General features: G+C 69.6%; 25 protein-coding genes and 1 tRNA gene. 10 read left to right on the top strand and 16 right to left on the bottom strand.

What is annotated here, in order from left to right; all coding sequences use genetic code 11:
• Positions 1-198: 198 nt before the first annotated feature.
• A tRNA-Leu gene (locus tag VI123_RS16220) sits at positions 199-283 on the bottom strand.
• Between the two features lie 86 nt (positions 284-369).
• Here VI123_RS16220 and VI123_RS16215 point away from each other — a divergent pair.
• The gene (locus tag VI123_RS16215) at positions 370-678 is read left to right on the top strand and encodes a transcription initiation factor IIB family protein (RefSeq protein WP_336339102.1); all 309 of its coding nucleotides are present in this window, start codon (positions 370-372) and stop codon (positions 676-678) included.
• Here the strand turns inward: VI123_RS16215 and VI123_RS16210 are convergent, their stop codons facing one another.
• From VI123_RS16210 to VI123_RS16150, 13 genes are all read right to left on the bottom strand, one after another.
• Positions 679-1,167, bottom strand: coding sequence for a phosphopantetheine adenylyltransferase (locus tag VI123_RS16210; RefSeq protein WP_336339101.1), 489 nt, complete (start codon positions 1,165-1,167; stop codon positions 679-681).
• Between the two features lie 66 nt (positions 1,168-1,233).
• Positions 1,234-1,746, bottom strand: coding sequence for a winged helix-turn-helix domain-containing protein (locus VI123_RS16205; protein WP_336339100.1), 513 nt, complete (start codon positions 1,744-1,746; stop codon positions 1,234-1,236).
• 70 nt (positions 1,747-1,816) lie between these two features.
• The gene (locus VI123_RS16200) at positions 1,817-2,893 is read right to left on the bottom strand and encodes a glutamate--cysteine ligase (protein WP_336339099.1); all 1,077 of its coding nucleotides are present in this window, start codon (positions 2,891-2,893) and stop codon (positions 1,817-1,819) included.
• A gap of 109 nt (positions 2,894-3,002) precedes the next feature.
• The gene (locus VI123_RS16195) at positions 3,003-3,635 is read right to left on the bottom strand and encodes a fibrillarin-like rRNA/tRNA 2'-O-methyltransferase (protein ID WP_336339098.1); all 633 of its coding nucleotides are present in this window, start codon (positions 3,633-3,635) and stop codon (positions 3,003-3,005) included.
• On the bottom strand, positions 3,632-4,471 hold the full coding sequence (locus VI123_RS16190; RefSeq protein ID WP_336339097.1) for an NOP5/NOP56 family protein: 840 nt from the start codon (positions 4,469-4,471) through the stop codon (positions 3,632-3,634). The genes VI123_RS16195 and VI123_RS16190 overlap by 4 nt, the downstream gene beginning before the upstream one ends.
• Before the next feature lie 77 nt (positions 4,472-4,548).
• Entirely contained in the window at positions 4,549-5,331 is a 783-nt protein-coding gene (locus VI123_RS16185) for a DUF5803 family protein (RefSeq protein ID WP_336339096.1), read from the bottom strand.
• Positions 5,332-5,341: 10 nt separating this feature from the next.
• A complete protein-coding gene (locus VI123_RS16180) occupies positions 5,342-6,013 on the bottom strand; it encodes a DUF2110 family protein (RefSeq protein WP_336339095.1) in 672 nt (223 codons plus the stop codon).
• Positions 6,013-6,543, bottom strand: coding sequence for a transcription factor E (gene tfe / locus VI123_RS16175; protein ID WP_336339094.1), 531 nt, complete (start codon positions 6,541-6,543; stop codon positions 6,013-6,015). Before tfe ends, VI123_RS16180 begins: the two co-directional genes overlap by 1 nt.
• Positions 6,544-6,645: 102 nt before the next feature.
• Complete coding sequence (locus VI123_RS16170) at positions 6,646-6,870, bottom strand: hypothetical protein (protein ID WP_336339093.1); 225 nt, start codon at positions 6,868-6,870, stop codon at positions 6,646-6,648.
• A 103-nt stretch (positions 6,871-6,973) separates the two neighbouring features.
• Positions 6,974-7,531, bottom strand: coding sequence for a dihydrofolate reductase (locus tag VI123_RS16165; protein ID WP_336339092.1), 558 nt, complete (start codon positions 7,529-7,531; stop codon positions 6,974-6,976).
• Entirely contained in the window at positions 7,528-8,880 is a 1,353-nt protein-coding gene (locus VI123_RS16160) for a sulfatase (protein ID WP_336339091.1), read from the bottom strand. The genes VI123_RS16165 and VI123_RS16160 overlap by 4 nt, the downstream gene beginning before the upstream one ends.
• Positions 8,881-8,935: 55 nt before the next feature.
• Positions 8,936-9,475, bottom strand: a complete 540-nt coding sequence (locus tag VI123_RS16155; RefSeq protein ID WP_336339090.1) for a tRNA (cytidine(56)-2'-O)-methyltransferase — start codon at positions 9,473-9,475, stop codon at positions 8,936-8,938.
• The gene (locus VI123_RS16150) at positions 9,472-10,134 is read right to left on the bottom strand and encodes a DsbA family protein (RefSeq protein ID WP_336339089.1); all 663 of its coding nucleotides are present in this window, start codon (positions 10,132-10,134) and stop codon (positions 9,472-9,474) included. Before VI123_RS16150 ends, VI123_RS16155 begins: the two co-directional genes overlap by 4 nt.
• A 103-nt stretch (positions 10,135-10,237) precedes the next feature.
• On the opposite strand from VI123_RS16150, the gene VI123_RS16145 reads away from it, so the two are divergent.
• The gene (locus tag VI123_RS16145; RefSeq protein ID WP_336339088.1) at positions 10,238-11,164 is read left to right on the top strand and encodes an NAD-dependent epimerase/dehydratase family protein; all 927 of its coding nucleotides are present in this window, start codon (positions 10,238-10,240) and stop codon (positions 11,162-11,164) included.
• A gap of 3 nt (positions 11,165-11,167) precedes the next feature.
• On the opposite strand, the gene VI123_RS16140 is transcribed toward VI123_RS16145, so the two are convergent.
• Positions 11,168-11,623, bottom strand: a complete 456-nt coding sequence (locus VI123_RS16140; RefSeq protein ID WP_336339087.1) for a YbhB/YbcL family Raf kinase inhibitor-like protein — start codon at positions 11,621-11,623, stop codon at positions 11,168-11,170.
• A gap of 48 nt (positions 11,624-11,671) precedes the next feature.
• Between VI123_RS16140 and VI123_RS16135 the strand changes: the two genes are divergently transcribed.
• The 5 genes from VI123_RS16135 (at position 11,672) to VI123_RS16115 (ending at position 15,454) form a co-directional block, all read left to right on the top strand.
• Positions 11,672-12,454, top strand: coding sequence for a DUF2797 domain-containing protein (locus tag VI123_RS16135; RefSeq protein ID WP_336339086.1), 783 nt, complete (start codon positions 11,672-11,674; stop codon positions 12,452-12,454).
• A gap of 75 nt (positions 12,455-12,529) precedes the next feature.
• A complete protein-coding gene (locus VI123_RS16130; protein WP_336339085.1) occupies positions 12,530-13,543 on the top strand; it encodes a DUF7490 domain-containing protein in 1,014 nt (337 codons plus the stop codon).
• A complete protein-coding gene (locus VI123_RS16125; protein WP_336339084.1) occupies positions 13,536-13,829 on the top strand; it encodes a hypothetical protein in 294 nt (97 codons plus the stop codon). The genes VI123_RS16130 and VI123_RS16125 overlap by 8 nt, the downstream gene beginning before the upstream one ends.
• Positions 13,830-13,913: 84 nt before the next feature.
• Complete coding sequence (locus VI123_RS16120; RefSeq protein ID WP_407067011.1) at positions 13,914-14,945, top strand: SMP-30/gluconolactonase/LRE family protein; 1,032 nt, start codon at positions 13,914-13,916, stop codon at positions 14,943-14,945.
• Between the two features lie 77 nt (positions 14,946-15,022).
• Positions 15,023-15,454 (top strand): hypothetical protein, encoded by a 432-nt coding sequence (locus VI123_RS16115; protein ID WP_336339082.1) that lies wholly within the window; start codon positions 15,023-15,025, stop codon positions 15,452-15,454.
• Positions 15,455-15,627: 173 nt separating this feature from the next.
• On the opposite strand, the gene VI123_RS16110 is transcribed toward VI123_RS16115, so the two are convergent.
• Positions 15,628-17,247 carry a long-chain-fatty-acid--CoA ligase gene (locus VI123_RS16110; protein WP_336339081.1) on the bottom strand — a complete coding sequence of 540 codons (1,620 nt, stop codon included), beginning with the start codon at positions 17,245-17,247 and terminating at the stop codon, positions 15,628-15,630.
• Positions 17,248-17,382: 135 nt separating this feature from the next.
• Between VI123_RS16110 and VI123_RS16105 the strand changes: the two genes are divergently transcribed.
• From VI123_RS16105 to VI123_RS16095, 3 genes are read left to right on the top strand one after another with little or no spacing between them, the layout of a single operon-like run.
• On the top strand, positions 17,383-18,342 hold the full coding sequence (locus tag VI123_RS16105; protein WP_336339080.1) for a 1,4-dihydroxy-2-naphthoate polyprenyltransferase: 960 nt from the start codon (positions 17,383-17,385) through the stop codon (positions 18,340-18,342).
• A complete protein-coding gene (locus tag VI123_RS16100) occupies positions 18,339-19,385 on the top strand; it encodes a mandelate racemase/muconate lactonizing enzyme family protein (protein WP_336339079.1) in 1,047 nt (348 codons plus the stop codon). Before VI123_RS16105 ends, VI123_RS16100 begins: the two co-directional genes overlap by 4 nt.
• Complete coding sequence (locus tag VI123_RS16095; protein WP_336339078.1) at positions 19,378-20,877, top strand: class I adenylate-forming enzyme family protein; 1,500 nt, start codon at positions 19,378-19,380, stop codon at positions 20,875-20,877. The genes VI123_RS16100 and VI123_RS16095 overlap by 8 nt, the downstream gene beginning before the upstream one ends.
• The last annotated feature ends 10 nt before the right edge of the window (positions 20,878-20,887 follow it).

Here is a 20,887-nt window from a genome sequence, read left to right as displayed (position 1 = left end):
GCTCGGCCGGGCGGGAGCGCTCGCTTCGTTCGCTCGGGCCGCATTCACGGCTCTTGGGAGCCCTTCGTCGAGGAGTGCGCGGGACCGGATTCGAACCGGAGCAAGAAATGCTCGCTCACGGCAGTTCGCTGCGCGTTCCTTGCAGGGTTCGAATTCGTTCCGGCCGCTATTCGTCCTCACTATTGTTCGGACAGAATATGCGCGGGACCGGATTCGAACCGGCGGACCCCTACGGGATAGCGTCCTAAGCGCTACGCCTTTGGCCTGGCTCGGCAACCCGCGCGCACCCGTCGGTATCCGCGTTGGCGTCAAGAACCCTTCGCTTGCAGGCGACGAAGGTTTAGGTGCGGTGGGGTCCAACGGAGCCGTATGTACCGCGCCAGCGACCGAATCGAGCACGACGAGTGGCTCTCGGATATCGAGGCGGCGTCGGACCGGCTTGACCTCGGCACCGAGGCGCGGTCCCACGCGGTCGACCTGTTCCTCTCGACCGTCCCGGAGGAGGACCGGTCGAAGCAGGCGACGCTGGCGGCCAGCGTGTACGTCGGTGCGCTGGTCGCCGGCGAGGAGCGGTCCCAGTCCGCCGTCGCGGCGGCGACGGGCGTCTCACGGTTGACGGTTCAGCAGCGCTGGAAGGACCTGCTCGAGACGGCGGGGCTGGAAGCGCCGGGCTGGTAGCTACGGGATGTTCTCGCGGCCGGTGCGCTCCGGGGTGAGGTTCCCGTGTTCGTCGATTTCGCCTTTGACGATTCGGGTCGAAGAGATGATGTCGCCGTCCTCGGCGTGGACGTGCGGGACGACCTCGATTTCGAGCGGGTCGTGCCCGCGCTCCTCGCGGATTTCGTTGATGCGGCGGCCGCCGGTCTCCGTCTCCGGCGAGACGACAAGGGCGTCGAACTGCGGTTCCGTAGCGATGCCGGTCGGCTCGGTGAGTTCCCGGACCTCCCACTCGCGGTTCAGGTCGGCGGCGAGCGTCGCGAGTTCGTCGGCGAGGCGGGACTTCCGTTCGGCGAACGACCGCACGTGGCGCTGGTCGTGTCGCGTCTTCGGCGCGAGAGCGTCGCTGGTGAGGCCGACAGTCACGTCCCCGAGTTCGAACGCGCGTTCGAACAGCGCGCGGTGTCCGTCGTGAATCGGGTCGAACGTTCCCCCCAGCGCGACATTCATATCCCGGGCAACGGCACGAGCGGGTTTAGTAATATCGACTCACGGAACGGCCCGTGCGGGGTTCGGTTACGCGTCTGCCTCGTCGTCGCCGTCCTCGGCGTCGTCGGCGTCTTCGACGGAAATCGTCACGGGCTCGTCGTCTGGTTCGAGCGTCGTCCCGCCGCCGATGTGGTCGTCGAGGTTGAACACCGTGTTCAGCTCCGACTGGATGTCGCCGACGATGGTGTTGACGAGGTCGCTCGGCGGGATGGCGCTGTACTCGTAGGGGTTGTTGCCCGCGCCGTCGCTCTCGCGTTTCTGCCGGGTGACCACTTCCTCCTCGGTGAGCGCGGCCAGGGCCTCGCGGACAGTACTCGGATACAGGCCGGTCCCCTCGGCTATCTCCTCGCTGGTGCTGTCGGGGTGCTGTCGCAGGTGGACGTAGATGCGCGCTCGCGTCTCCGTGTCGAGCACCCACGCCAGCAGGTCGACGATACCCTCGTCGAACTGCTCGACCGCGCGGTCCGCCTCCTGCTCGATTCGGCCACGGACATCGCCTGTGTCCTCGGGTTCGTCGTTGTCGGTGTCGTCTGCAGACATGCGTTGTCTCTGTGAGGACAAAAGCTACAGCTGAATAAAAACCCTTGGCCCGGTCCCCGCGACCGAACCGCTACAACCGCAGCGAGTCCGCGAGCGCCGCGACGCCCTCCTCGTTTCGGAGTCGGCGCTGGCGCTCGGCCCCGCTCTCGCGGTCGTAAATCTCCCACAGGCCGTCGACGTCCAGACGGTCGCTCTCCAGTTCGACCAGTTCCTCGACCGAGCGCGTGGTCGAGAGGTCCCGAGACAGCAGGTCCGCGGACTGGCCGTGGCGAATCGCGCGCCACTTGTTCTCGTCGAGGAACTCCCGACGGAGCCGGCGGCCGGACTCCCCGTCCTCGTAGCGCTCGGCGAGGTCAACGACGAGCGCGTGGACGTACTCGACGAATGCCAGCACCCGGTCCGGGTCGGCCTGCCCGTCCGGGGCCCGCACCTCGACGGTGCCGTGGCCGGAGTGGGGCCGCACGTCGAACCAGAGTTCGCCCCGGTCGTCGATGCTGCCCGTTTCGAGCATCCGCCGCTCGTAGGCCTCGAAGGCGTCGTAGTCGTCGAACGCCGTCGGCATTCCGGTGTTGGGCAGGGCCTCGAATATCTTCCCGCGGGCCGATTGGAGGCCGGTGTCGAAGCCGTTCCAGTACGGCGAGTTCGCCGACAGCGCGAGCATCAGCGGGAGGTGCCAGCGGAGTTCGTTCGCCACCCAGACGGCCTTGTCGGCGTCGTCGACGCCGACGTGGACGTGCAGGCCGGCCGTCGTGTTGCGGTGCTGTGGGTACTGAATCCGGTCCAGCTGTGACCTGTATCGGGGCTTCTCGGCGTGTTCGAGTTCGCGCCACTTCGCCAGCGGGTGCAGGCCCGCGGCGGCGATGCCGAACCCGTTGGTCTCGGCGTGTTCGACCAGCGCGTCCCGCACGGCGACCAGCTGTTCCCGGGCGTCCGCCGGGTCGTCGATACGCGGCGTCTGCGTCTCGATGACGCACTTGAACAGTTCGTGGTCGAGCCGGCCGTCGAGGATTTCCGGCGGCTCCGTCTCGTACACGAGTTCGTCCGTGCCAGACGTGGGGCGACCGAACTCGCCGACGACGTAAAACTCCTCTTCGATGCCGAGCGTCCCCATCCGGGTGAAATGCTCGGCAGAACCCGTCGCGTCCATTGATGGGCACATCGGAATCGACCCGCTAAAGCCTTCCGTCCCCGCCCGCTGGGCCCGCACGACTGGGCGAGGGTGGTTCTCGGGGGCCGGAATCACCGGCCCGACCCGGTTAGTCCTCTCGGGGGCGGGCGACGACGCCGAGGTGGTCCTCGTGGTACGGGTCCAGCCGCGCCGTTTCCAGCAGTTCGTACTCTGCCCGGAGTTCCTCGCGCACGCTGTCGAACACGTCGTCGGGGTCGGCGGTCACGTCCTCGCTCCGGGCCTTGATGGCCGCAAGCAACCGCCCGTCGTCGGTGAGGAACTGCTTGTTGAGCCCTGCCACGCGGGCCTGTCCCCTGGTCGCCACGTCCTGGACCACCACGTCGACCGGTTCGACGACGTGGGCGTACCGCTCGGGCTTTCGGGCGTCTTTGAGCAGCGGAAAGAGGTTCCCACGGCTCTCGGCGGCGTCGAGCAGTTCGCGCACCGGCCGCGGCGCGAACTCGACGGCGTAGGTCGGGCCACAGAAGTCGGCGACGTGGCTCACGGTCGTCCCGGCCGCTGCGCCGAGGTACAGCACCGTCTCGCCGCCGTCGAGGCCGGTGTCCATCCCGGCTTCGAGCATCGCGCCGAGCTTGGAGCGGTGGGGGTCCCACCGCCGCCAGTCGCCGTCGGTCCGCTCGCCGTACACCGGCTGGCCCCGCGTCGCGAGGCTCGTCTCGCCGCCGAAGCCGTGGCGCTGGACGCCCGTCGGGAGCGTCATGCCTCACCCTCCTCGGCGCGTGCCTGAATCCGCTCGATGCGCTCGTCGAGTTCCGCCTGCAGTTCCGGCCGGCGGTCGCCGCTGTAGTGGTCGACACGGGCGGCGATGGACAGCTTGCCGGCGAGCGCCCGTGCGGCCGAGCCGCGGTCCTCGCGGCGCGTGCCGCGGACGTACTCGTGAGTGAAGATGACGCCGTGCTTGGGCGACGGCGCGGACCCCTTGAGGTGGGCAAAGAGCGCGTCCTCCGCGCCGAGCACCTGGACGGTTCCGCTGGGCTTCTTCGCCAGCTGTTCGAGCCCGCCCGCCAGCGAGACCAGCCGCGCCGCGAGCACCGGCCCGGCCAGCATCGAGAGGTTCGGCGCGACGGCGGGGGCGGTCCGCTCGATGTACGCCCGTAGCGCGTCGGCCTCGTCGGCCAGTGTCGCCGTCCGCTCGGCCAGGGACCGCAGCGCGCGGTCGCCCTCGTCTTCGGCGTCGCTCTCGGCCAGCGAGCGGGCGTACTCGACGCCGCTTCCGCTGTCTCCGTATCGGCTCCCGCCCCACTCGGCGACCCGCTCGGCGAGTTCGTTCGCCGTCCGCTCGCAGTCGGCCATCGCCCGGACCGCGTGGACGAGCTGCTGGTCGTCTGCGCGCTCCCGGTCCTGCACCGCGGCCCTGGTGGCGGTCATCGTCATCTCGTGGAGGCGCTCGTAGTACGTCGATTCGTCGGCGGCGAACCCCGCGTCGACGGCCCGTCGGGGCCAGTCGTCAGGCGCGTCGGCTCGACCGGCCTGAATACGTTCGACTGCGGCCGCGTCGTCGTCCGGGTCCAGCCCGGCGAACCAGCCGTTGCTCATAGCCGTGTGTGCACGTCCGACCCGAAAAAGTGACGCGGTTAGCGTCTCTCGGCCGTCACTGCCGACTCGTGCCGTCGTCACCGCATTCCCGGCGGCGGACCGCGGTCCCGCGGGTCGTCGTCCTCCTCCTCTTCTTCGAGGTCGATGCCGGCTTCCTTGCGCCGGCGGATGGTCGCCTGGAGCTGTCGGTAGTAATACAGCGTCCCCACGACGCCGATAGTGGCGGCGATGGCCGACAGACCGCCGAACAGCCACAGGTCGCGGTCGAGGTAGTACCGGACGATAATCTGGTCGGAGGTCACCTCGTCCCAGCGGATGGCCTGCTGGCCGTCGACGGTCTCGGACTCGTAGCCGCCGGGGCTGATGCGCGAGAGGAACGGGATGCCCGCCCCGGTGTTGGGCGGGAGCACGACCGTGTACGACCCGTCCTCGACGAGCGTCGGCGAGGCGAAGCGCTTCCCGGTCCGGGCGACCGAGTACCCGACCTTCCCGGAGACGTTGCCGGGGAAGGAGACGGTGGTTCGCTGGCGGCTCTCCGAGGCACTCAGCGACGATTCGGCGGCGCTGACGACCGTCCCGTTCTCGTACCGGAACCGGAGCGCGCTGATGGGGACGCTCCGTTCGCGGCCGAGGCCGTCGACGGTGTAGACGTCGAACGTCGTCTCGTTCTCGACGGCGTAGACGGCGGTGTACCTCGACTCCTCGATGACGATGGTCCCGTCGGCGGAGGTGTTCCAGTCGTAGCTCGCGTTCTCGTTCAGCCGGTCGGGGTCGACCTCTTCGGAGCCGAAGAAGCCGGTACAGCCCGAGAGGGCGACCAGTGCGAGGACGGCGACCAGCAGGAGGTGGCGGCGTTTCATGGCTCGAAAGTCAGGGCACGATTGCCAGCAGCTCCGACGGCATGTACTGCCCGATGTCGGCGAGCAGTCCTGGCGGGTCGGTGTCCGGGTTGCAGACGATGCTCTGTTCCAGCAGGCCGATGCGTTCGACGGTGACGATGTCCTGTGCGTGGCCGGCGCGGTTGACCGTCGCACGCGCCTCCGAGCGGGTGACGCTGTTCGCGTTGATGCGGCCGTTGCCGCGGGTCCACTCGTAGAGGCGGTCCCGCTCCGCGTCGGCCAGCCGCGGTGGGTCGCCGGCGACGAACCGGAGCGGGAGGTGCTGGACCAGTCCGAACCGCTTGCGTATCTGGGTCGGCGTCCCCTGTCCGAGACCGAGCTCGTCGGCCGGAATCCGGACCGTCCGCCCGAAGCCGACGTCGAGGACGAAGCCGTCATCGTCCCACGAGTCGAGCGTTCCGACGTACGTCTCCCCGTCCTCGTGGTCGGCGACCATCTCGCCGAACTCCTCGCGGAGGAGGTTCCGCGCGACGGTCTCGTCCGGGCCGTCGACGGTCACCGACGGGAACTCGTCGTCGCGGAGGCCGATGTCGTACGCCACGTCGAGGTCGCCGAGTTCGTTGCCGACCATCGAGCGCAGTCCGTCGAGCGTACGGTCCCGGGCGTCGCCGGCGACGTACACCTTTGTACCGAGAACGACCATCAGGCTTCCACGTCCACGTCGGCGTTCAGTTCGTCCCTGAGTTCCTCGATGCGGTTCTCCATCGCAGTGACGAGGCGGGTGTTCTCCATCGCCTCGACCTGGTTCCCGCACTCGGGGCACTCGAAGCCGAATTCCATCGCCTCACCGAACTCGAAGCGGATGCCGCAATGCTCACAGAGGTAGAACTCGTTTTCCCGCTCGTACTCGCGGCGCTCCTCGAGGCCGTCGAGCAGACGGTACATCTCCTCCTGCAGTTGCTCGGGAATCTGCTCGTACTGGAACGTCCAGAGGTAGGTGAGCCACCCCGAGTCCTCGTCGCGGAGCCGGCGGTAGGTCGCAAGGTCGTTCTCGTAGAGGATAAACAGCGCCCTGCGCACGTCGTTGAGTTCGAGTCCGAGCTCCTCGGCCAGTTCCTCGTCGGTCACTTCGCCGTCCGGCGGCGCGGCGGCGACCGGCATCCCTTTCGGTCCGACCAGCTCGTGGAGGTACTTCTGTATGACGGGGTCCTCCAAGAGTTCCTCAAAAGCCATTACCCGCACATCCGGGAGTCACGTGGTTAAAACCATCGGGTCGTCCTCTCTCGAACGGTCGCTGTCCCGGTTCGCCGTCCCGGACTCGGTCGCCGCGGCCCGCTAGTCGATTCGCTCGACCGGGGTCTGGCAGGCCGAACAGGTCTCCTTGTCGATGGCGACGAAGACGGACTCGCAGGACGGACACTCGAAGAGGTTCGACTCCGACTCGTCGGCCGCCGCCTCGCCCCCGGAACCGTCGCCCGTGTCGGACTGGCGTCTGCCGTCCGACCGCCGCTTCCCACCCGAGAGAACGTCAGAGACGGATTCTTTGATTTTGTCTAGCATCACAAGTTGTTGCGGTATACTAGTCACTTGAATTACTTTAATGGCTATGATTTCCAAGCCGGTGACACCTCCACCAGTCCGACCGGGCGGCGCGTTCGTGCGGTCAGAGTTCATCGAGCGGCCGCGGCGACGCCTGCTCGTACTCGATGACGTCGAACCCCTCGTAGGACTCACGGGACAGTTCCGTCCACTCTTCGCCCAGGTCCGGGAAGTAGCGGTCGCCCTCGTTGCGCTCGTGGATGCGGCTGAGGAAGACCCGGCCGGCGAACGGGAGGAACAGGTCGTACACCGCCTCGCCGCCGATGACGTAGGTGACGGGCGGGGCGTCGTCCGCTTCGGTGTCGTCGCCGCCGAAGGCCTCGGTCGCGCCGGCCCGTGCGGCGGCCTCGACCGCATCCCGGGGCGTCGTGGCGTACTCGACGGTCTCTGAGTCGGCGCTACGGCTGTCGTCGCTCGTCAGGACGACGGTGTAACAGTCCGTGAGCGGGTCCATCGAGTCGAAGGTCCGGCGGCCGAGGATGACCGGGTGGCCCGCGATGCGGGACTTGTACTGGCGCACGTCCTCGGGGTAGTGCCAGGGGACGCCGCCGTCCAGCCCGATGACGTTGTTCTCGTCGGCGGCGACGACGAGCACCAGCTCGGTGTCGGGGGCAGCCGTCATCTGTACCCCAGCGCCTCCAGTCGGTCGTCGAGGTCCCCGGCGAACTGCGTGTCGGAGGCGTCCTCGAACTCGGTGTAGCCGTCGAGGGGCGTTGCGATGTCCACGTCGGCGTACCGGTCGTCGCCGAACTGCTCGCGGACGAGCGCCGCGTCGATTTCGCGGTCCTCGGCCGCGCCGGCGCGGCCCTGCAGGACGGACTCGTGGGCGCTCTCGCCCCACGCCGCCCGCTTTCGGACCGCGTCGCCGGGCCGGTCGTGGTAGACGAGTCGGGCGTGCTTTGCGAAGGGCGCGGCGTCGCCACAGACCCGCTCGGCCTCCTCGCGCATCGCCGGGCCGATGGGGGCCTGTGACGCGACGACGGTCCCGTCCGGCGGGACGAACGCCGGGCCGTCCGCGCGGCCCTCGCCCAGCGCGAGCGACCGGACGGCGTCGGGGAACCGCGACAGCGTCGCAAGGTCGGTGACGCGATGGCCGTGCCGCTGGCCGGGGGCGCGGACGACGAGCGGGACGTGATACATCGCGTCGTGGGTCCCGATGCGGTGGCTGACCGCCGGCGGCTCGTCGGGAATCGCCGTCGGTTCGCCGAAGCCCTCGCCGTGGTCGCCGGCGAAGACGACCAGCGTGTCGTCGAGGACGCCCTGCTCGTCCAGCCCGCGCAGCAAGGTCTCGAAGATAGCGTCGGCCTGCCGGACCGCGCCGTCGTATATCTGTTCGAGAATGCTGGCGAAGCCAAGCGAGAGATTCCCCGAGAGGAACTCCCAGTGCCACTTGAACCCCATCGACTCCTGCATGTCGCGCGAGCGCTCGTCGCTCCACACGTCGTACTCGGCCAGGGGCTCGTACGGGCGGTGGGTGTCCATCAAGTTGACGCAGGCGGCCCACTCGCCGTCCCGCTCGGAGACCCACTCCAGCGTGCGGTCGGCGTACCAGAAGCCGTTCGGCCAGTCGCCCAGCGAGCCGTTGGTCTCGTAGGCCGAGTCGTACTGCTCGGGCGAGCCGACGGTGGTCTGGAACACCGCGTCCAGTCCCGACTCGTGGTCGGTCAGGAAGGGGTTGTCGGAGAACAGCCCCGTGTCGTAGCCCGCGTCGGCCAGCGCCTCGAATACCGTGTGGCCGGCGTCGAGTCTGGCGGTGTGGTCGACGCCGTGTTCGTGGACCTCGTGGCCGGTGAACATGCTGACGTGGCTGGGGACGGTCCAGTTGCTCGGGCTTCGGGCCTGCGTGTACACCGTCGCCTCCTCGGCGAAGGTTTCGAGGAATGGGGTCGTCTCCCGGCGATAGCCCAGCACGGAGGTGTTCCGGGCGCGGAGGCTGTCGGCGACGACGAGCAACACGTTGTGACGCGACATCTGCGCGAGAGTTAGCGCCGAGCGGTAAAAGGCCCGCGGCACAACTGCGTGGGTATCACTCGTCGGGGTCGACGACCCGTTTGCCCGTCTCCTGCGGGACGACCACCCTGTCGGGGTTCTCCCACTCGCGGTCCAGCTCCCGGCCCTCGAACAGGCGGTCGAGGAAGACGGCCAGCGATGCCACCTCGGAGTGGGGCTGGTTCGTGACGCCGACGTTCCAGTCGGCGTGTTCGTACACCTCGAAGGGGACCTTCTCCGCGCCGACGACGACCAGCAGCGGCTCCTCGGCGTGGGCCCGGCGAACGTCGCCTGCCACGTCCTGGACCGGCTCGCCGTACATCGTCAGGTGGACGACGCGGCCCTCGAAATCGCGGATGAGCCGCTTTGGCTCCTCCGTCGAGGTCACGTCGAAGGGGCCGCCGAACCGGTCGGTGATATCGACGACGGTGTCGGCCTGGTTGCGGGCGGCGTTCGCCAGCACGACCTCGTCGGCTCCGAGCGCGCGAGCGGTCAGGCCCACGTGGGTCGTCATCCGCTCGTCCCGGCCGGGCCGGTGGCCCAGTCGGAGCACCGTCACCCGCGGCGAGCCCTTCATCCGTCGCCCCGTGCCGCCTCGATGGCCGACCGGACCGGCTCGTAGGCGATTTCGCTCCACTCGACGGGCTCGTCGTCGACGAACACAGTCGGCGTCCCCTGGACGCCGCGGTCGATGCCGGCCTCGCGGTCGCCGGAGACCGTCGGTCGGTACAGCTCCCCCGTCGCGGCCGCACGGACCGTCTCGCCGTCGACGTCCAGTCCCTCAGTGAGGTCGGCGTAGGTGTCCGGCCCCAGCTGGTTCTGGTTGGCGAACAGGCGGTCGGAGTAGGTAAAGAAGGCCGCCGTCCCGGCGTTGTCCTGGACGGCGCGTGCCGCGCTCGCGGCCTGCCAGGAGACAGTCTCGTCGACGGGAATCGGGAAGTCGTGGAACTCGTAGCGGACGGCCCCGTCGGCCAGGTAGTCCTCGCGGACCCGCGGGTAGACGGATTCGGCGTAGGTCGCACAGTGTGGGCAGGCGTAGTCCTCGTACACCGCGACGGTCACGTCGGCCTCGGGGTCGCCCGCGACCGGTGTCGACAGCGGCTGGCCCGGGACCGGCGTCGCCGTCACCGTCGAAGTGCCAGAGTCCGACTGCGAGCTACCGCCGGAACAGCCGGCGAGTGCGCCGACGGTGCCGACGGTGGCCGCGAGCAGCCCGCGGCGAGTGAGTCGAGTCATAGCTGGTTCTCACAGGGGAAGCTATAAAACGACGTTGTCATCCGGGAAGGGGCGTCCCTGCCGCGACCGCAACGTTTTTTCTCGCATGGAAAGCATCGCACCCATGGACGTATCAGAGAAGCGAGTAGTCATTACCGGTGGGGCGGGCTTTATCGGGTCGCATCTGGTCGACCGTCTCGTCCCAAACAACGACGTGACCGTCGTCGACAACGAGGCGAACGGGAACGCGGCGTGGGTCCACGAGGACGCGACGTACCTCGACGGGGACCTCACCGACCCGGCCGTCGTCGCCGAGGCCATCACGGACGACGTCGACCTCGTCGTCCACCTGGCGGCGTCGAAACTGGTCGATACGGACACGCCCCGACGCCAGTTCGAGGACAACAGCGACATCACGTACAACGTCCTCGAACGGATGCAGGAGGTCGGCGTCGGGAAGCTCGCGTTTACGTCGTCGTCCACCGTATACGGCGAAGCGCCGCGGCCGACGCCCGAGGACTACGCGCCGCTGGAACCCATCAGCGTCTACGGCGCGACGAAACTCGCCGAAGAGTCGCTCGTCTCGACGTACGCCCACAGTCACGGCATCCAGTCGTGGGTGTTCCGCTTCGCCAACATCGTCGGCCCGCGCCTGCGCGGGGCGGTCATCCCCGACTTCATCGAGAAGCTCCGCGAGGACCCGTCGACGCTGACCATCCTCGGCGACGGCCGCCAGGAGAAGTCCTACATGCACGTCTCCGAGTGCCTCGACGCGATGCTGTTCGCTATCGGACACGCCGACGGGGCCCACAACGTGTTCAACCTCGGGACGCGGACGACCACGTCCGTCGACCGCATCGCCAGCATCGTCGCCGACGAGATGGGCATCGACCCCGAGTACGAGTACACCGGCGGCGACCGCGGCTGGACCGGCGACGTGCCGCGGATGCGCCTCTCCGTCGACAAGCTCTCGGCGCTGGGCTGGGAGCCCGCACAGTCGAGCGACGACGCCGTCCGCCAGTCGACCCGCGAACTGCTCGACGAGCTCTGAGCGTCAGGCCGGGTAGGTCCCGCGCAACTCCGCCTTTCCGACGACGTGGCCGCTGGCCGCGTCGTACACGTCGTCCTTGGCCGCCGCCGGTGAGAGGCCCAGCGTGGTGTCCAGCGCGTACAGGAGGAACCGGTAGGTGTGCTCCCGGTCCGGCGGGTTCGGCCCGCCCCAGCCGACCTCGCCGTAGTCGTTTTGCCCTTCGGTGGCCGCCTCGGGCTCCCAGCCCTCCGGAATCCGCCCGACGTCGGGCGGGACGTTCCAGACGACCCAGTGGTCCCACACCTGTCCGGCCGGCTCCTCGGCGTCCGGGTCGTCGACGACCAGGAGAAGCGACGCCGCATCCGGCGGGACGTTCTCGACTACGAGCGGAGGGTTCGTGTTCGCCCCCGAGTAGCTGTGGTCCTCGGGGATGCGCTCCCCGTCGTCGAACGCCGGGCTGTGGAGCTGCAGCTCCGTCATGTGCGCACATATGACAGGCGAACACAAAAACGTCGTCCCGGCAGCCATTTGCGGCTCCGCACCGAACCGCCGGGCGTGCAGGTCGTGGGCTATCGCGCGCGGGTAGAGGAACACGCCGCCCTCCTCCTGGCCAAGGGCGGGCGCGTGACGTCGGAGCGACTGGACCCGGGGACGGACCTCTCGTACACGCTCGGTGAGCGCCACTGCGCCGGCGCGGTCGACGGCGAGGACCACTACGCTTGCGACAACGAACCCGCGCCGTACTGCCCGGAACACACCGATATCTGGCCGTGTGCCCGCTGTACCGGGGACTGCGACAAGCCCCTCGACACCTGTGACGAGGAACACGCGGTGTACCTGGCGGCGTTCGCGCCCGATACCGTCAAGGTCGGCGTCACCCGCTCCTGGCGGCTGGAGACGCGGCTCCGCGAGCAGGGGGCCGACAGGGCCGCGCACCTCCGGACCGTCGCCGACGGCCGCATCGCCCGCCAGGTCGAGGCCGACATCGCCGCCGAACTCGGCGACCGCGTCAGAGTGCCGACGAAGGTGGCGGGACTGGACCAGGCCGTCGACGCCGACTGGTGGGCGGCGCTGTGTGAGCGGTACGACCCGCTGGCGACCTACGAGTTCGAGTACGGCCTGTCCCTCTCGGACCGGCCGATGGCCGAGACGCTGGCGACGGGAACCGTCCGTGGGACGAAAGGGCGGGTCGCCGTGCTGGAGAACAACGGCAGCGTCTACGCCGTCGACCTCCGGGGGCTCGTCGGGTACGAACTCACTGACGGCGGGACCGACCGGGACCTCCAGTCGAGCCTCGGCGCGTTCGGGTAACCGACCGTCGGTGTCGCTGTAATCCGCGTGTGAGCGTGCAGAAGACATTTACTGGCGGCTGCTGGCCATTCCCGTGTGCGACGTGAAACGCTCCTGACCGGTGGCGTGGTCGTGGTCGTCCTGGCCATGCTCATCGGTGCAACAGCGGTCCCCGGTGCGCTCTCCGAACCCCGAGACGACGTTCGGGAGAGCTACCTCGACCTCCGCGAGACGACCATCGAGCCGGCCGCCGTCGGCGGCCAGACGGTGACACTCGCCATCGACGCCCGGCTCTCTCACCGCGGCGGTCCGGCCGAGAACGTCACTGTCGAGACGCGGGCCGTCGACGCGGACACCGGCCTCGTCGCGACGACGACGCGGCGGTCAGTCGGCGACGTCGACGGGGACCGAGAGGTATCGGTGCGGTCGAACATCACGGTCGAGCGGGCTGGCGGGTACCGAATCGACACCATCGTCTACGAGGACGGCGAGCGCGTCGCCACCGGCCGGCAGTCGGTCCAGAACGTCGACGCGCTCACGCCGGCGTACGCCCGGAGCGCCGTGACCTTCCAGCGGTTCGAGAACGCCGGCGTCCCGCTGGACGCCATCACCTACCGTATCGACGGCGTCTCGGACAACCGGACGACGCTGAACGTCTCGGTGTACGTCACGAACGCCGGCAACACCCCGTCCGAGGACCTCTCGCTCCGGCTTCGGGCACGCCAGGCCGACTCGAACGTCATCGCCGACGAATCGAGCGTGCGGGTCGGGCAGATTCGACCCGGCCGCACGGAAGTCGTCAGGACCCGACTGACGGTGCCCGACGGCTACAACTACTGGCTCGACGGCATGCTGCTCTCGGACGGCGTCATCGTCGGGACGGAGAGCGCCCCGGCGAACCTCCACCCGACCGAGCGGCTCCGGGCCAACGAGACGCGACAGGAAGTCGACTTCGAGTCCAGCGACTTCGAACGGGACCAGCCGGCGGAACGGGAGATGGAAGAACCACCGCAGACCTCGGCGGCCGGCCCCGGCTTCACGGCGCTTGCGGGGCTGCTTGCACTCCTCGCCAGCGCGGGCCTCATCGCACGGAGACAGACCAATGAGTGACACCTCCAACACCGACGCAGTGGCACAGGACGTCGACGGGGACGCCGTCGACGAGGCCGACGACGACGCGGGGCCGGCGATAGCGCTCTACGCGCAGTGGGCGGTGTTCGCCATCCTCACGCTCGTGGCGCTCATCGCGACGCTGCAGTTCTACTTCTCCGCGTCGTCGGCCATCGACACGTTCGTCACCGACAGGTACCGGCCGCTGTTCAACGCGGCGTTCAACCTCGCCGTCATCCTCGTTTGCGGGCTCGGGCTCTCGGTGCTGGTCCGGCGACTCGCCTGAGCCGTCCATATCAGGTATCCACAGTCGCCCCTTCAGTCATCCGAGGGTTCAGGCAGCTGTCAGCCATACGTCGAGAGGTATCCGATGACCCGACGAGGTTCGACACGGCGACGATTTCTGGTGAGTTGTAGCGCTCTCGGTGCCGCCGGCCTGGCCGGCTGTACCGGCGGCGACGACCCGGCCGAGACCGACTCGACGCCCACCGACGACGGCGGGGCCGAACCCACGACGACCGACGGACCGACGGCAACGGAGACGACCACGCCGGAGCGGGCGGTCGTCGAGACGCTCGTCTCGGTCGGCGGCGACCGCGTGCCCGAGAACATGGCCTTCGGGCCCGACGGCGGCCTGTACTTCGGTATCACGGCCGGCGAGGTGCGGCGCGTCCCCCCGGAGGAGACCGGCGCGACCGGGCTCTCGCTGGAGGACACGGAGCAGATAGCCACGCTGCCCGGCGCGGTCGGCGTCGAAACCGCACCCGACGGCACGGTGTACGTCGCCGTCCCGACACAGGACGACCAGGCGGGCGTCTGGGAAGTCCCGCCCGACGGCGAGGCGACACGGCTCGTCGGCGTCGGCGGGTTCCCAAACGACATCCACTACGACGCCCAGCGGGAGCGCCTGCTGGTGACCGAGTCCCAGAACGGCGTCGTCTACGCGGTCACGCCCGACGGGGGGCGGTCGACCTGGCTCGACGACGACCGGCTGGACACGGAGAGTTTCGGCGCGAACGGAATCACCCGCAGCGGCGGCGACATCTACGTCGCGGTGACCCGCGCGCCCGGCGAGACCGGCCGCCTGCTCCGCGTCCCGGTCGAATCCGACGGGGCCGCGGGAGCGGCCGCGACGTTCTTCGAGGGCGGTGCGGTGTTCGGGGCCGACGGGATTACCGGCCGGGGCGGGGACATCTACGTCGCGGCCAACAGCCAGAACCGCGTCGTCCGGGTGACCCCCGACGGGACCACGGATACTGTCGCGACGGCCGACGACGGACTGGTGTTCCCCTCTGACGTGCTGTTCGGCAGCGGCGAGCGGGCCGACTCGCTGTTCATCTGCAACTTCGCCAACCAGTCCCCCGAGGACGGCGCGATTCTCCGGACCGGCGTTCCTCGCTGACCGACCGTTCGGAGGCTGGCACGGCGGGCTGTCCCCGGACGGCAACCCTTTTCAGCGGCCCAACCAAACCCGGTCGTATGGCAGACGACGAACCCGAAGACGCTGAGGAATCGGCGGACGAGACCGAGAGCGGCGAGGAGAAGTCCTTCCGCGAGCGGGTCGAGGAAATCCGACAGCAGCGCGCCGAGGAGCGCGAGGAAGGCGAGGGCGACGGCGAGGAGATGAGCCGCGAGGAGCGCATGGAAGAGATGATGGGCGGTGGCGGCGGCCCCGGCGGCATGGGCGGGGGCAACCCCTTCGCGCAGATGATGGGCGGCATGATGGGCGGCGGCCCCGGCGGGCCCGGCCCGGGCGGCCCCGGCGGCATGGGCGGCGGCCCGCCAGGACAGCACGAGGAGTCGGGCGGCAGCGACAACGAGGAACTCACCCGCGAGATTCGAAAGCTCCGGGACGAGGTCCACGACGTGCGACGGTCGCTGGACCGCATCGCCGACGCGCTCGAAGACTGACGCCGACGTTTTCGACGCCGCCGGTAGCTCTTTTCGACGACTCGTGTCGGCCCGCGACGAGTCCGGTGGCCGCTACCCGTCGCAGAACGTGACGCCGGTAATCTCGAACCGCGCGCCGCGGGCACTCGCCGCGGTCGGGTACGTCTTTCCGTCGCGTGTGCGTTCCCGTAGTGCTACCCCTGGCCGACCATCTCGTCCTCGTCTTCCCACTCCCGCTCGCGGAGTTCGTACTTCTGGACCTTCCCGGTCTCCGTCGTCGGCAGTTCCTCGACGAACTCCACGCGGCGGACGACCTTGTAGGTCGCCAGCCGCTCACGGGTGAAGTTCCGGAGGTCCTCGGCCGTCACGCCCGGTTCGTCCGGGTCGCCCGAATTCGGGACGACGAAGGCCTTCGGCGTCTCGCCCCACTCGTCGCTGGGCGCGGGGATGACCGCCACGTCGGCGACGGCGTCGTGGTCGTAGAGGGTGTCCTCCAGTTCGATGCTGGAGATGTTCTCGCCGCCGGAGATGATGATGTCCTTCTTGCGGTCGCGGATGGCTATCATGCCGTTCTCGTCGACGGTCGCCAGGTCGCCCATGTGGTAGTAGCCCTCGACGCGGTCCGAGAAGGCCTCCTCGGTCTGTTCGGGCTTGTTCCAGTAGCGGTCCATCACCTGGTTGCCCCGCACCACGACCTCCCCCAGCGTCTCGTCGTCGTGGGGCACGTCGTTGCCGTCCTCGTCGACGACCCGGACGTCCGTCCCGAGGTAGCCGATGCCCTGGCGCTTCTTGACGCTGAACCGGGCGTCGCTGCCGTCGTCGAAGAACCGGCGGGCGTCGGAGGTCGTGACCAGCGGGCCGGTCTCGGTCGCGCCGTAGACGTGTTTCAGATACCAGCCGAACTCGTCCTCGACGGTCCGGATGACGGCCTCCGGCGGCGCGCTGCCGGCCGTCGCGATGCGCACGTCGTTGGCACCCGTCGTCTCGATGTCGCCGCCGTGGTCGTCGTAGCGGTCCGCCAGGATGTTCAGCACCGTCGGCGCGCCACAGAGGTAGGACACGTCCTCGGTCCTGATGGCGTCGAAGATGCCCTCGGCGTCGACGCCGCGGGTACAGACGTGTTTCGCGCCCATGCCGGTGACCGAGAAGATGTGGCCCCAGCCGTTGACGTGGAACATCGGGAGCGTCCAGAGGTACACGTCGTCGTCGCGAATCTCCTGGTGGAGCGCGACGATGTAGGCGTGGAGCGTCTCCGTCCGGTGGGTCCGGCAGACGCCCTTCGGGTCGCCGGTCGTCCCCGATGTGTAGTTGATGGTGATGAGGTCGTTCTCGTCCATCTCGGGGCGCTCGTAGTCCGTGCCCGCCTCCTCGATGATATCGTCGAAGGACTCCCAGTCGCCGTCGACGGCGTCGGTGTCGTTGGTCACGAAGACCTCCGTCGGCACCTCGTCGCGGATAGGTTCGATTTTCTCGGCGTACTCGTAGTCCGCGTAGACGGCGTCGACCTCGGCGTCCGAGAGGATGTACTCGAAGTCGTCCGGCACGAGCCGGTAGTTCAGCGGCGTGTGGACGGCTCCCAGCTGCATGGTCCCGTAGGCCGCTTCGAGCTGGTAGTGCGTGTTCGGGTCCAGCACGGCCACCCGGTCCCCCTTCTCGATGCCACGGGCGGCCATCGCCGCAGAGAACCCGTCGGCGCGCTCGCCGAACTCGTCGTAGGTGAACCGCTCACCGGTCGTGGCGACGATGGCCTCTCTGTCCCCGTAGTACTCCCGCGCACGGTCGAGAAAATCCGTGGTAAGCAGTGGCTTCTGCATCTCACGCTATCGTATGTTTAATTATGATAAAGTGGTTGTGATACGCCCCGTTCCTTGCTGTCAGGTGGACGGGTCATATTTCGGGTATCCGCCGAACCGCAGTCGCTTTGGGGATAGCGTCCCCAGTTTTCGGCAATGAGTACAGCGACGGCGGACGTCTCGAAGCGGCAGGCGTGGGTGATGGCCGCCCGGCCTCAGACACTGCCCGCCGGGGCCGCGCCAGTCATCGTCGGGATGGGCCTGGCAGTCCACGCCGGGGTCTTTGCCCCGCTGCCGGCGGTGGCGGCGCTGGTCGGCGCGCTGTTAATCCAGGTCGGAACGAACTTTGCGAACGACTACTACGACGCGGTGAAGGGGGCCGACACCGACGACCGCGAGGGGTTCACCCGCGTGACCGCCGGCGGGCTCATCGACCCCGACGAGGTCAAGCGGGCGATGATAGCGACCTACGGCCTCGCCGTCGTCGTCGGCGTCTACCTCGTCGCCGTCGGCGGTCTCCCCATCGTCGTCGTCGGCCTCTCGGGCATCGCCGCCGGAGTCCTCTACACCGGCGGCCCGCTCCCGTACGGGTACCGCGGCCTCGGCGACCTGTTCGTGTTCGTCTACTTCGGCGTCGTCGCCGTCACCGGGACCTACTACGTGCAGGCCGTCGCAAGCACCGCCGGGGTCGGCACGTTCCCGACGACGCTCCCGCCGGGGTCAGTCACGGCCGCCGCCGTCGCGGCGAGTCTCCCGGTGGCGGGCCTGTCGACCGCGATTCTCGTCGTCAACAACGTCCGTGACCGCGAGACGGACCGTGCCGCGGGCAAGAAGACGCTGGCCGTCTATCTGGGCTACCGGTGGAGCCGCGTCGAGTTCCTCCTGATGGTCGGGATGGCCTACGTCGTCCCGGTCGTGTTCGCCCTCGACAGCCAGTACGGGCTACCCGCGCTGGCTCCGCTGCTCACGCTGCCGCTGGCAGCGGCCGTCTCCAAGACGGTCCTCACACAGACCGGCGGCGACGCGCTGAACCCGACGCTCGAACGGGTCGGGCAGACGCTGTTCGCCCACTCGGTCCTGTTCGCGCTCGGACTCGCGGTCCCGGGGCTACTATGAGGGTCGACCCGTTCTCGCTCCCGCTATCGAGCCCGCTGGCTACCGCTCGGGGGACGATACGCGAGCGCTCGGGGTTCGTCGTCCGCTACGACCACCGCGGCGAAACCGGCGTCGGCGAGGCAACGCCGCTGCCGGGCTGGACGGAGTCCGTAGCGGACTGCCGGGGGGGACTCGAAGACGCGGCCGCCGCCGCGGCCGACGGCGGCCACACCGACGTCCTCCTCTCGCTCGACGCCGGGTCGGTCCCCGCCGCCCGACACGGCTTCGCGACCGCGCTGCTGGACGCCGACGCCAGGGCCGACGGCGTGCCGCTGTACCGGTGGTTCGACGCCGAGCGCCGCTGTGACCGCGTCCCGGTCAACGCGACGGTCGGCGACGGCTCGCCGGCGGAGACGGCCGCCGCGGTCGAGCGGGCGGTCGCGGCCGGCTACGACTGCTGTAAGCTCAAGGTCGGCACGCGGGCCGTCGGCGAAGACGTAGAGCGCGTCCGGACCGTCCGCGAGCGCGTGGGCGACGACGTGACCCTCCGGGTCGACGCCAACGGCGCGTGGTCCCGCAAGGAGGCCGAAAACGCCGTCGACCGCCTCGCCTCGTTGGACGTGGCCTACGTCGAACAGCCGCTCCCGGCCGACGACCTCGCAGGGCACGCCACGCTCCGGGGCGAGGGCGTCGGTATCGCGCTCGACGAGTCGCTCGTCGGCCGCCGTGTCGACAGCGTGCTCGACGCCGACGCGGCCGACGTGTTGATACTGAAACCGATGGTGCTGGGCGGTCCCGGCAACGCCCACACCCTGGCGCTGCGTGCCCGCGAGCAGGGCGTCGAGCCGGTCGTCACGACGACCGTCGACGCCGTCGTCGCCCGCCTCGCGGCGCTGCACGTCGCCGCTGCGATTCCCGACGTCCGGGCCTGTGGCCTGGCGACCGGCGACCGGCTGGCGGCCGACCTCGCGCCGGACCCGACGACGGTGACCGACGGCGCGATGTCGGTCCCCCAGGAGACTGGCCTCGGCGTCGACCCGACAGAGGTGGGGACCGATGCGTGACCCCGTCGAGTGGCCGACGCGGGACCTCGTGACCCACCGGGCGAGCGCCACGCCCGACCGGACGGCGACGGTCGCGGCGGGCGGGGACGAAGCGACGTACCGCGAACTCGACGCCGCCGTCGACGCGGTGGCCGCCGACCTCGACCGGCGAACCGACGGCACGGACCCGACCGTCGCGGCGCTCCTGCCGACGCGACCCGAAGTCGGGACGCTCCTGTTCGCGGCGATGCGGCTGGGAGCGGCGTTCGCGCCGCTGAACGTCGAACTCGACGCGGCGACGCTCCGGGCGCAGTGTGGGACGGTCGAGGCGGACCTGCTGGTCTGTGAGCCGGCGACGCGCGAACTGGCCGCGGAGGCGGCGACGTGTCCGGTCGTCTCGGTGGAGGAGCTGCCCGCTCGGCCGGACGGAGCGGGTGCCGACCGAGAGCCCGACGTGACGCCAGCGCCCCTCTCCCGAACGGACACCCAGCTCGTCGTCTTCACCTCGGGGACCACGAGCGAGCCGAAGGGCGTCCGGCTGACCGTCGGCAACCTCGTCGCCAGCGCCGTCGCGTCCTCGTACCGGCTGGGCGTCCTGCCGACGGACCGCTGGCTGGTCTGCCTGCCGACCTACCACATGGGCGGGCTGGCCCCGTTCGTCCGGAGCGCGCTGTACGGCACGACGGTCGTCGTCCAGCGGTCGTTCGACGCCGACGCGACCCGGCGGGCCATCGCGGAGCACGGGGCGACGGGCGTCTCGCTGGTGCCGACGATGCTCTCGCGGCTGCTGGACGCCGGCTGGGAGCCACCGTCCGCGCTCCGGTTCGTCCTGCTCGGCGGCGGGCCGGCGAGCGAGACGCTCGTCGACCGCTGTCGGGAGCGGGGCGTGCCGGTCTGTCCCACCTACGGAATGACCGAGACGGCGTCCCAGATAGCGACGGCCCGGCCAGAGACGGCCTTCGAGCACGCCGGCACCGTCGGCCAGCCGCTCGCGTTCACTGACGTGACGGTCGTTTCGGACGGACAGCCCTGCAACCGCGGCGAACGCGGCGAGATAGTCGTCGACGGGCCGACGGTGACGCCGGGCTATCTGGGCGGCGACGGCGTGGCGTTCGGCGAATTCGGCTTCCGGACCGGCGACCTCGGCTACCGCGACGACGACGGCCGCATCTGGGTCGAGGGCCGCGTCGACGACCGCATCGTCACCGGCGGGGAGAACGTCGACGCGGGTACGGTCGCCGCGGCGGTTCGGGACCACCCTGCCGTCGAGGACGCGGCCGTGGTGGGCCTGCCGGACGAGGAGTGGGGCCAGCGGGTCGCCGCACTGGTCGTCGGGGACGTGACCCCCGCGGCCGTCCGCGAGCACTGTAGCGGGCAGCTCGCGGCCTACGAGGTCCCGAAGACGGTCCGGGTCGCCGACGCGCTCCCGCGGACGCCGTCGGGCACCGTCGACCGCGAGGCCGTCCGAGCGCGGCTCTCAGCGGGCGACACCGGCACCGAGCGGCCCGAGTGACGTCGCCGCG

The sequence above is a fragment of the Haloarcula sp. DT43 genome (assembly GCF_037078405.1).
Lineage (GTDB): Archaea > Halobacteriota > Halobacteria > Halobacteriales > Haloarculaceae > Haloarcula > Haloarcula brevis.
This window is presented reverse-complemented; position numbering and strand designations above follow the sequence as displayed.

Bases quoted from the DNA above. Each gene is read 5' to 3' on its own strand.
- VI123_RS16125 (WP_336339084.1), top strand. From the start codon at position 13,536: ATGAGTGACACCTCCAACACCGACGCAGTGGCACAGGACGTCGACGGG.
- tfe (WP_336339094.1), bottom strand. From the start codon at position 6,543: ATGGCTTTTGAGGAACTCTTGGAGGACCCCGTCATACAGAAGTACCTC.
- VI123_RS16145 (WP_336339088.1), top strand. From the start codon at position 10,238: ATGGACGTATCAGAGAAGCGAGTAGTCATTACCGGTGGGGCGGGCTTT.
- VI123_RS16100 (WP_336339079.1), top strand. From the start codon at position 18,339: ATGAGGGTCGACCCGTTCTCGCTCCCGCTATCGAGCCCGCTGGCTACC.
- VI123_RS16185 (WP_336339096.1), bottom strand. From the start codon at position 5,331: ATGAAACGCCGCCACCTCCTGCTGGTCGCCGTCCTCGCACTGGTCGCC.
- VI123_RS16160 (WP_336339091.1), bottom strand. From the start codon at position 8,880: ATGTCGCGTCACAACGTGTTGCTCGTCGTCGCCGACAGCCTCCGCGCC.
- VI123_RS16215 (WP_336339102.1), top strand. From the start codon at position 370: ATGTACCGCGCCAGCGACCGAATCGAGCACGACGAGTGGCTCTCGGAT.
- VI123_RS16195 (WP_336339098.1), bottom strand. From the start codon at position 3,635: ATGACGCTCCCGACGGGCGTCCAGCGCCACGGCTTCGGCGGCGAGACG.
- VI123_RS16180 (WP_336339095.1), bottom strand. From the start codon at position 6,013: ATGGTCGTTCTCGGTACAAAGGTGTACGTCGCCGGCGACGCCCGGGAC.
- VI123_RS16165 (WP_336339092.1), bottom strand. From the start codon at position 7,531: ATGACGGCTGCCCCCGACACCGAGCTGGTGCTCGTCGTCGCCGCCGAC.
- VI123_RS16155 (WP_336339090.1), bottom strand. From the start codon at position 9,475: ATGAAGGGCTCGCCGCGGGTGACGGTGCTCCGACTGGGCCACCGGCCC.
- VI123_RS16105 (WP_336339080.1), top strand. From the start codon at position 17,383: ATGAGTACAGCGACGGCGGACGTCTCGAAGCGGCAGGCGTGGGTGATG.
- VI123_RS16210 (WP_336339101.1), bottom strand. From the start codon at position 1,167: ATGAATGTCGCGCTGGGGGGAACGTTCGACCCGATTCACGACGGACAC.
- VI123_RS16200 (WP_336339099.1), bottom strand. From the start codon at position 2,893: ATGGACGCGACGGGTTCTGCCGAGCATTTCACCCGGATGGGGACGCTC.
- VI123_RS16140 (WP_336339087.1), bottom strand. From the start codon at position 11,623: ATGACGGAGCTGCAGCTCCACAGCCCGGCGTTCGACGACGGGGAGCGC.
- VI123_RS16170 (WP_336339093.1), bottom strand. From the start codon at position 6,870: ATGCTAGACAAAATCAAAGAATCCGTCTCTGACGTTCTCTCGGGTGGG.
- VI123_RS16150 (WP_336339089.1), bottom strand. From the start codon at position 10,134: ATGACTCGACTCACTCGCCGCGGGCTGCTCGCGGCCACCGTCGGCACC.
- VI123_RS16095 (WP_336339078.1), top strand. From the start codon at position 19,378: ATGCGTGACCCCGTCGAGTGGCCGACGCGGGACCTCGTGACCCACCGG.
- VI123_RS16120 (WP_407067011.1), top strand. From the start codon at position 13,914: ATGACCCGACGAGGTTCGACACGGCGACGATTTCTGGTGAGTTGTAGC.
- VI123_RS16115 (WP_336339082.1), top strand. From the start codon at position 15,023: ATGGCAGACGACGAACCCGAAGACGCTGAGGAATCGGCGGACGAGACC.
- VI123_RS16190 (WP_336339097.1), bottom strand. From the start codon at position 4,471: ATGAGCAACGGCTGGTTCGCCGGGCTGGACCCGGACGACGACGCGGCC.
- VI123_RS16110 (WP_336339081.1), bottom strand. From the start codon at position 17,247: ATGCAGAAGCCACTGCTTACCACGGATTTTCTCGACCGTGCGCGGGAG.
- VI123_RS16205 (WP_336339100.1), bottom strand. From the start codon at position 1,746: ATGTCTGCAGACGACACCGACAACGACGAACCCGAGGACACAGGCGAT.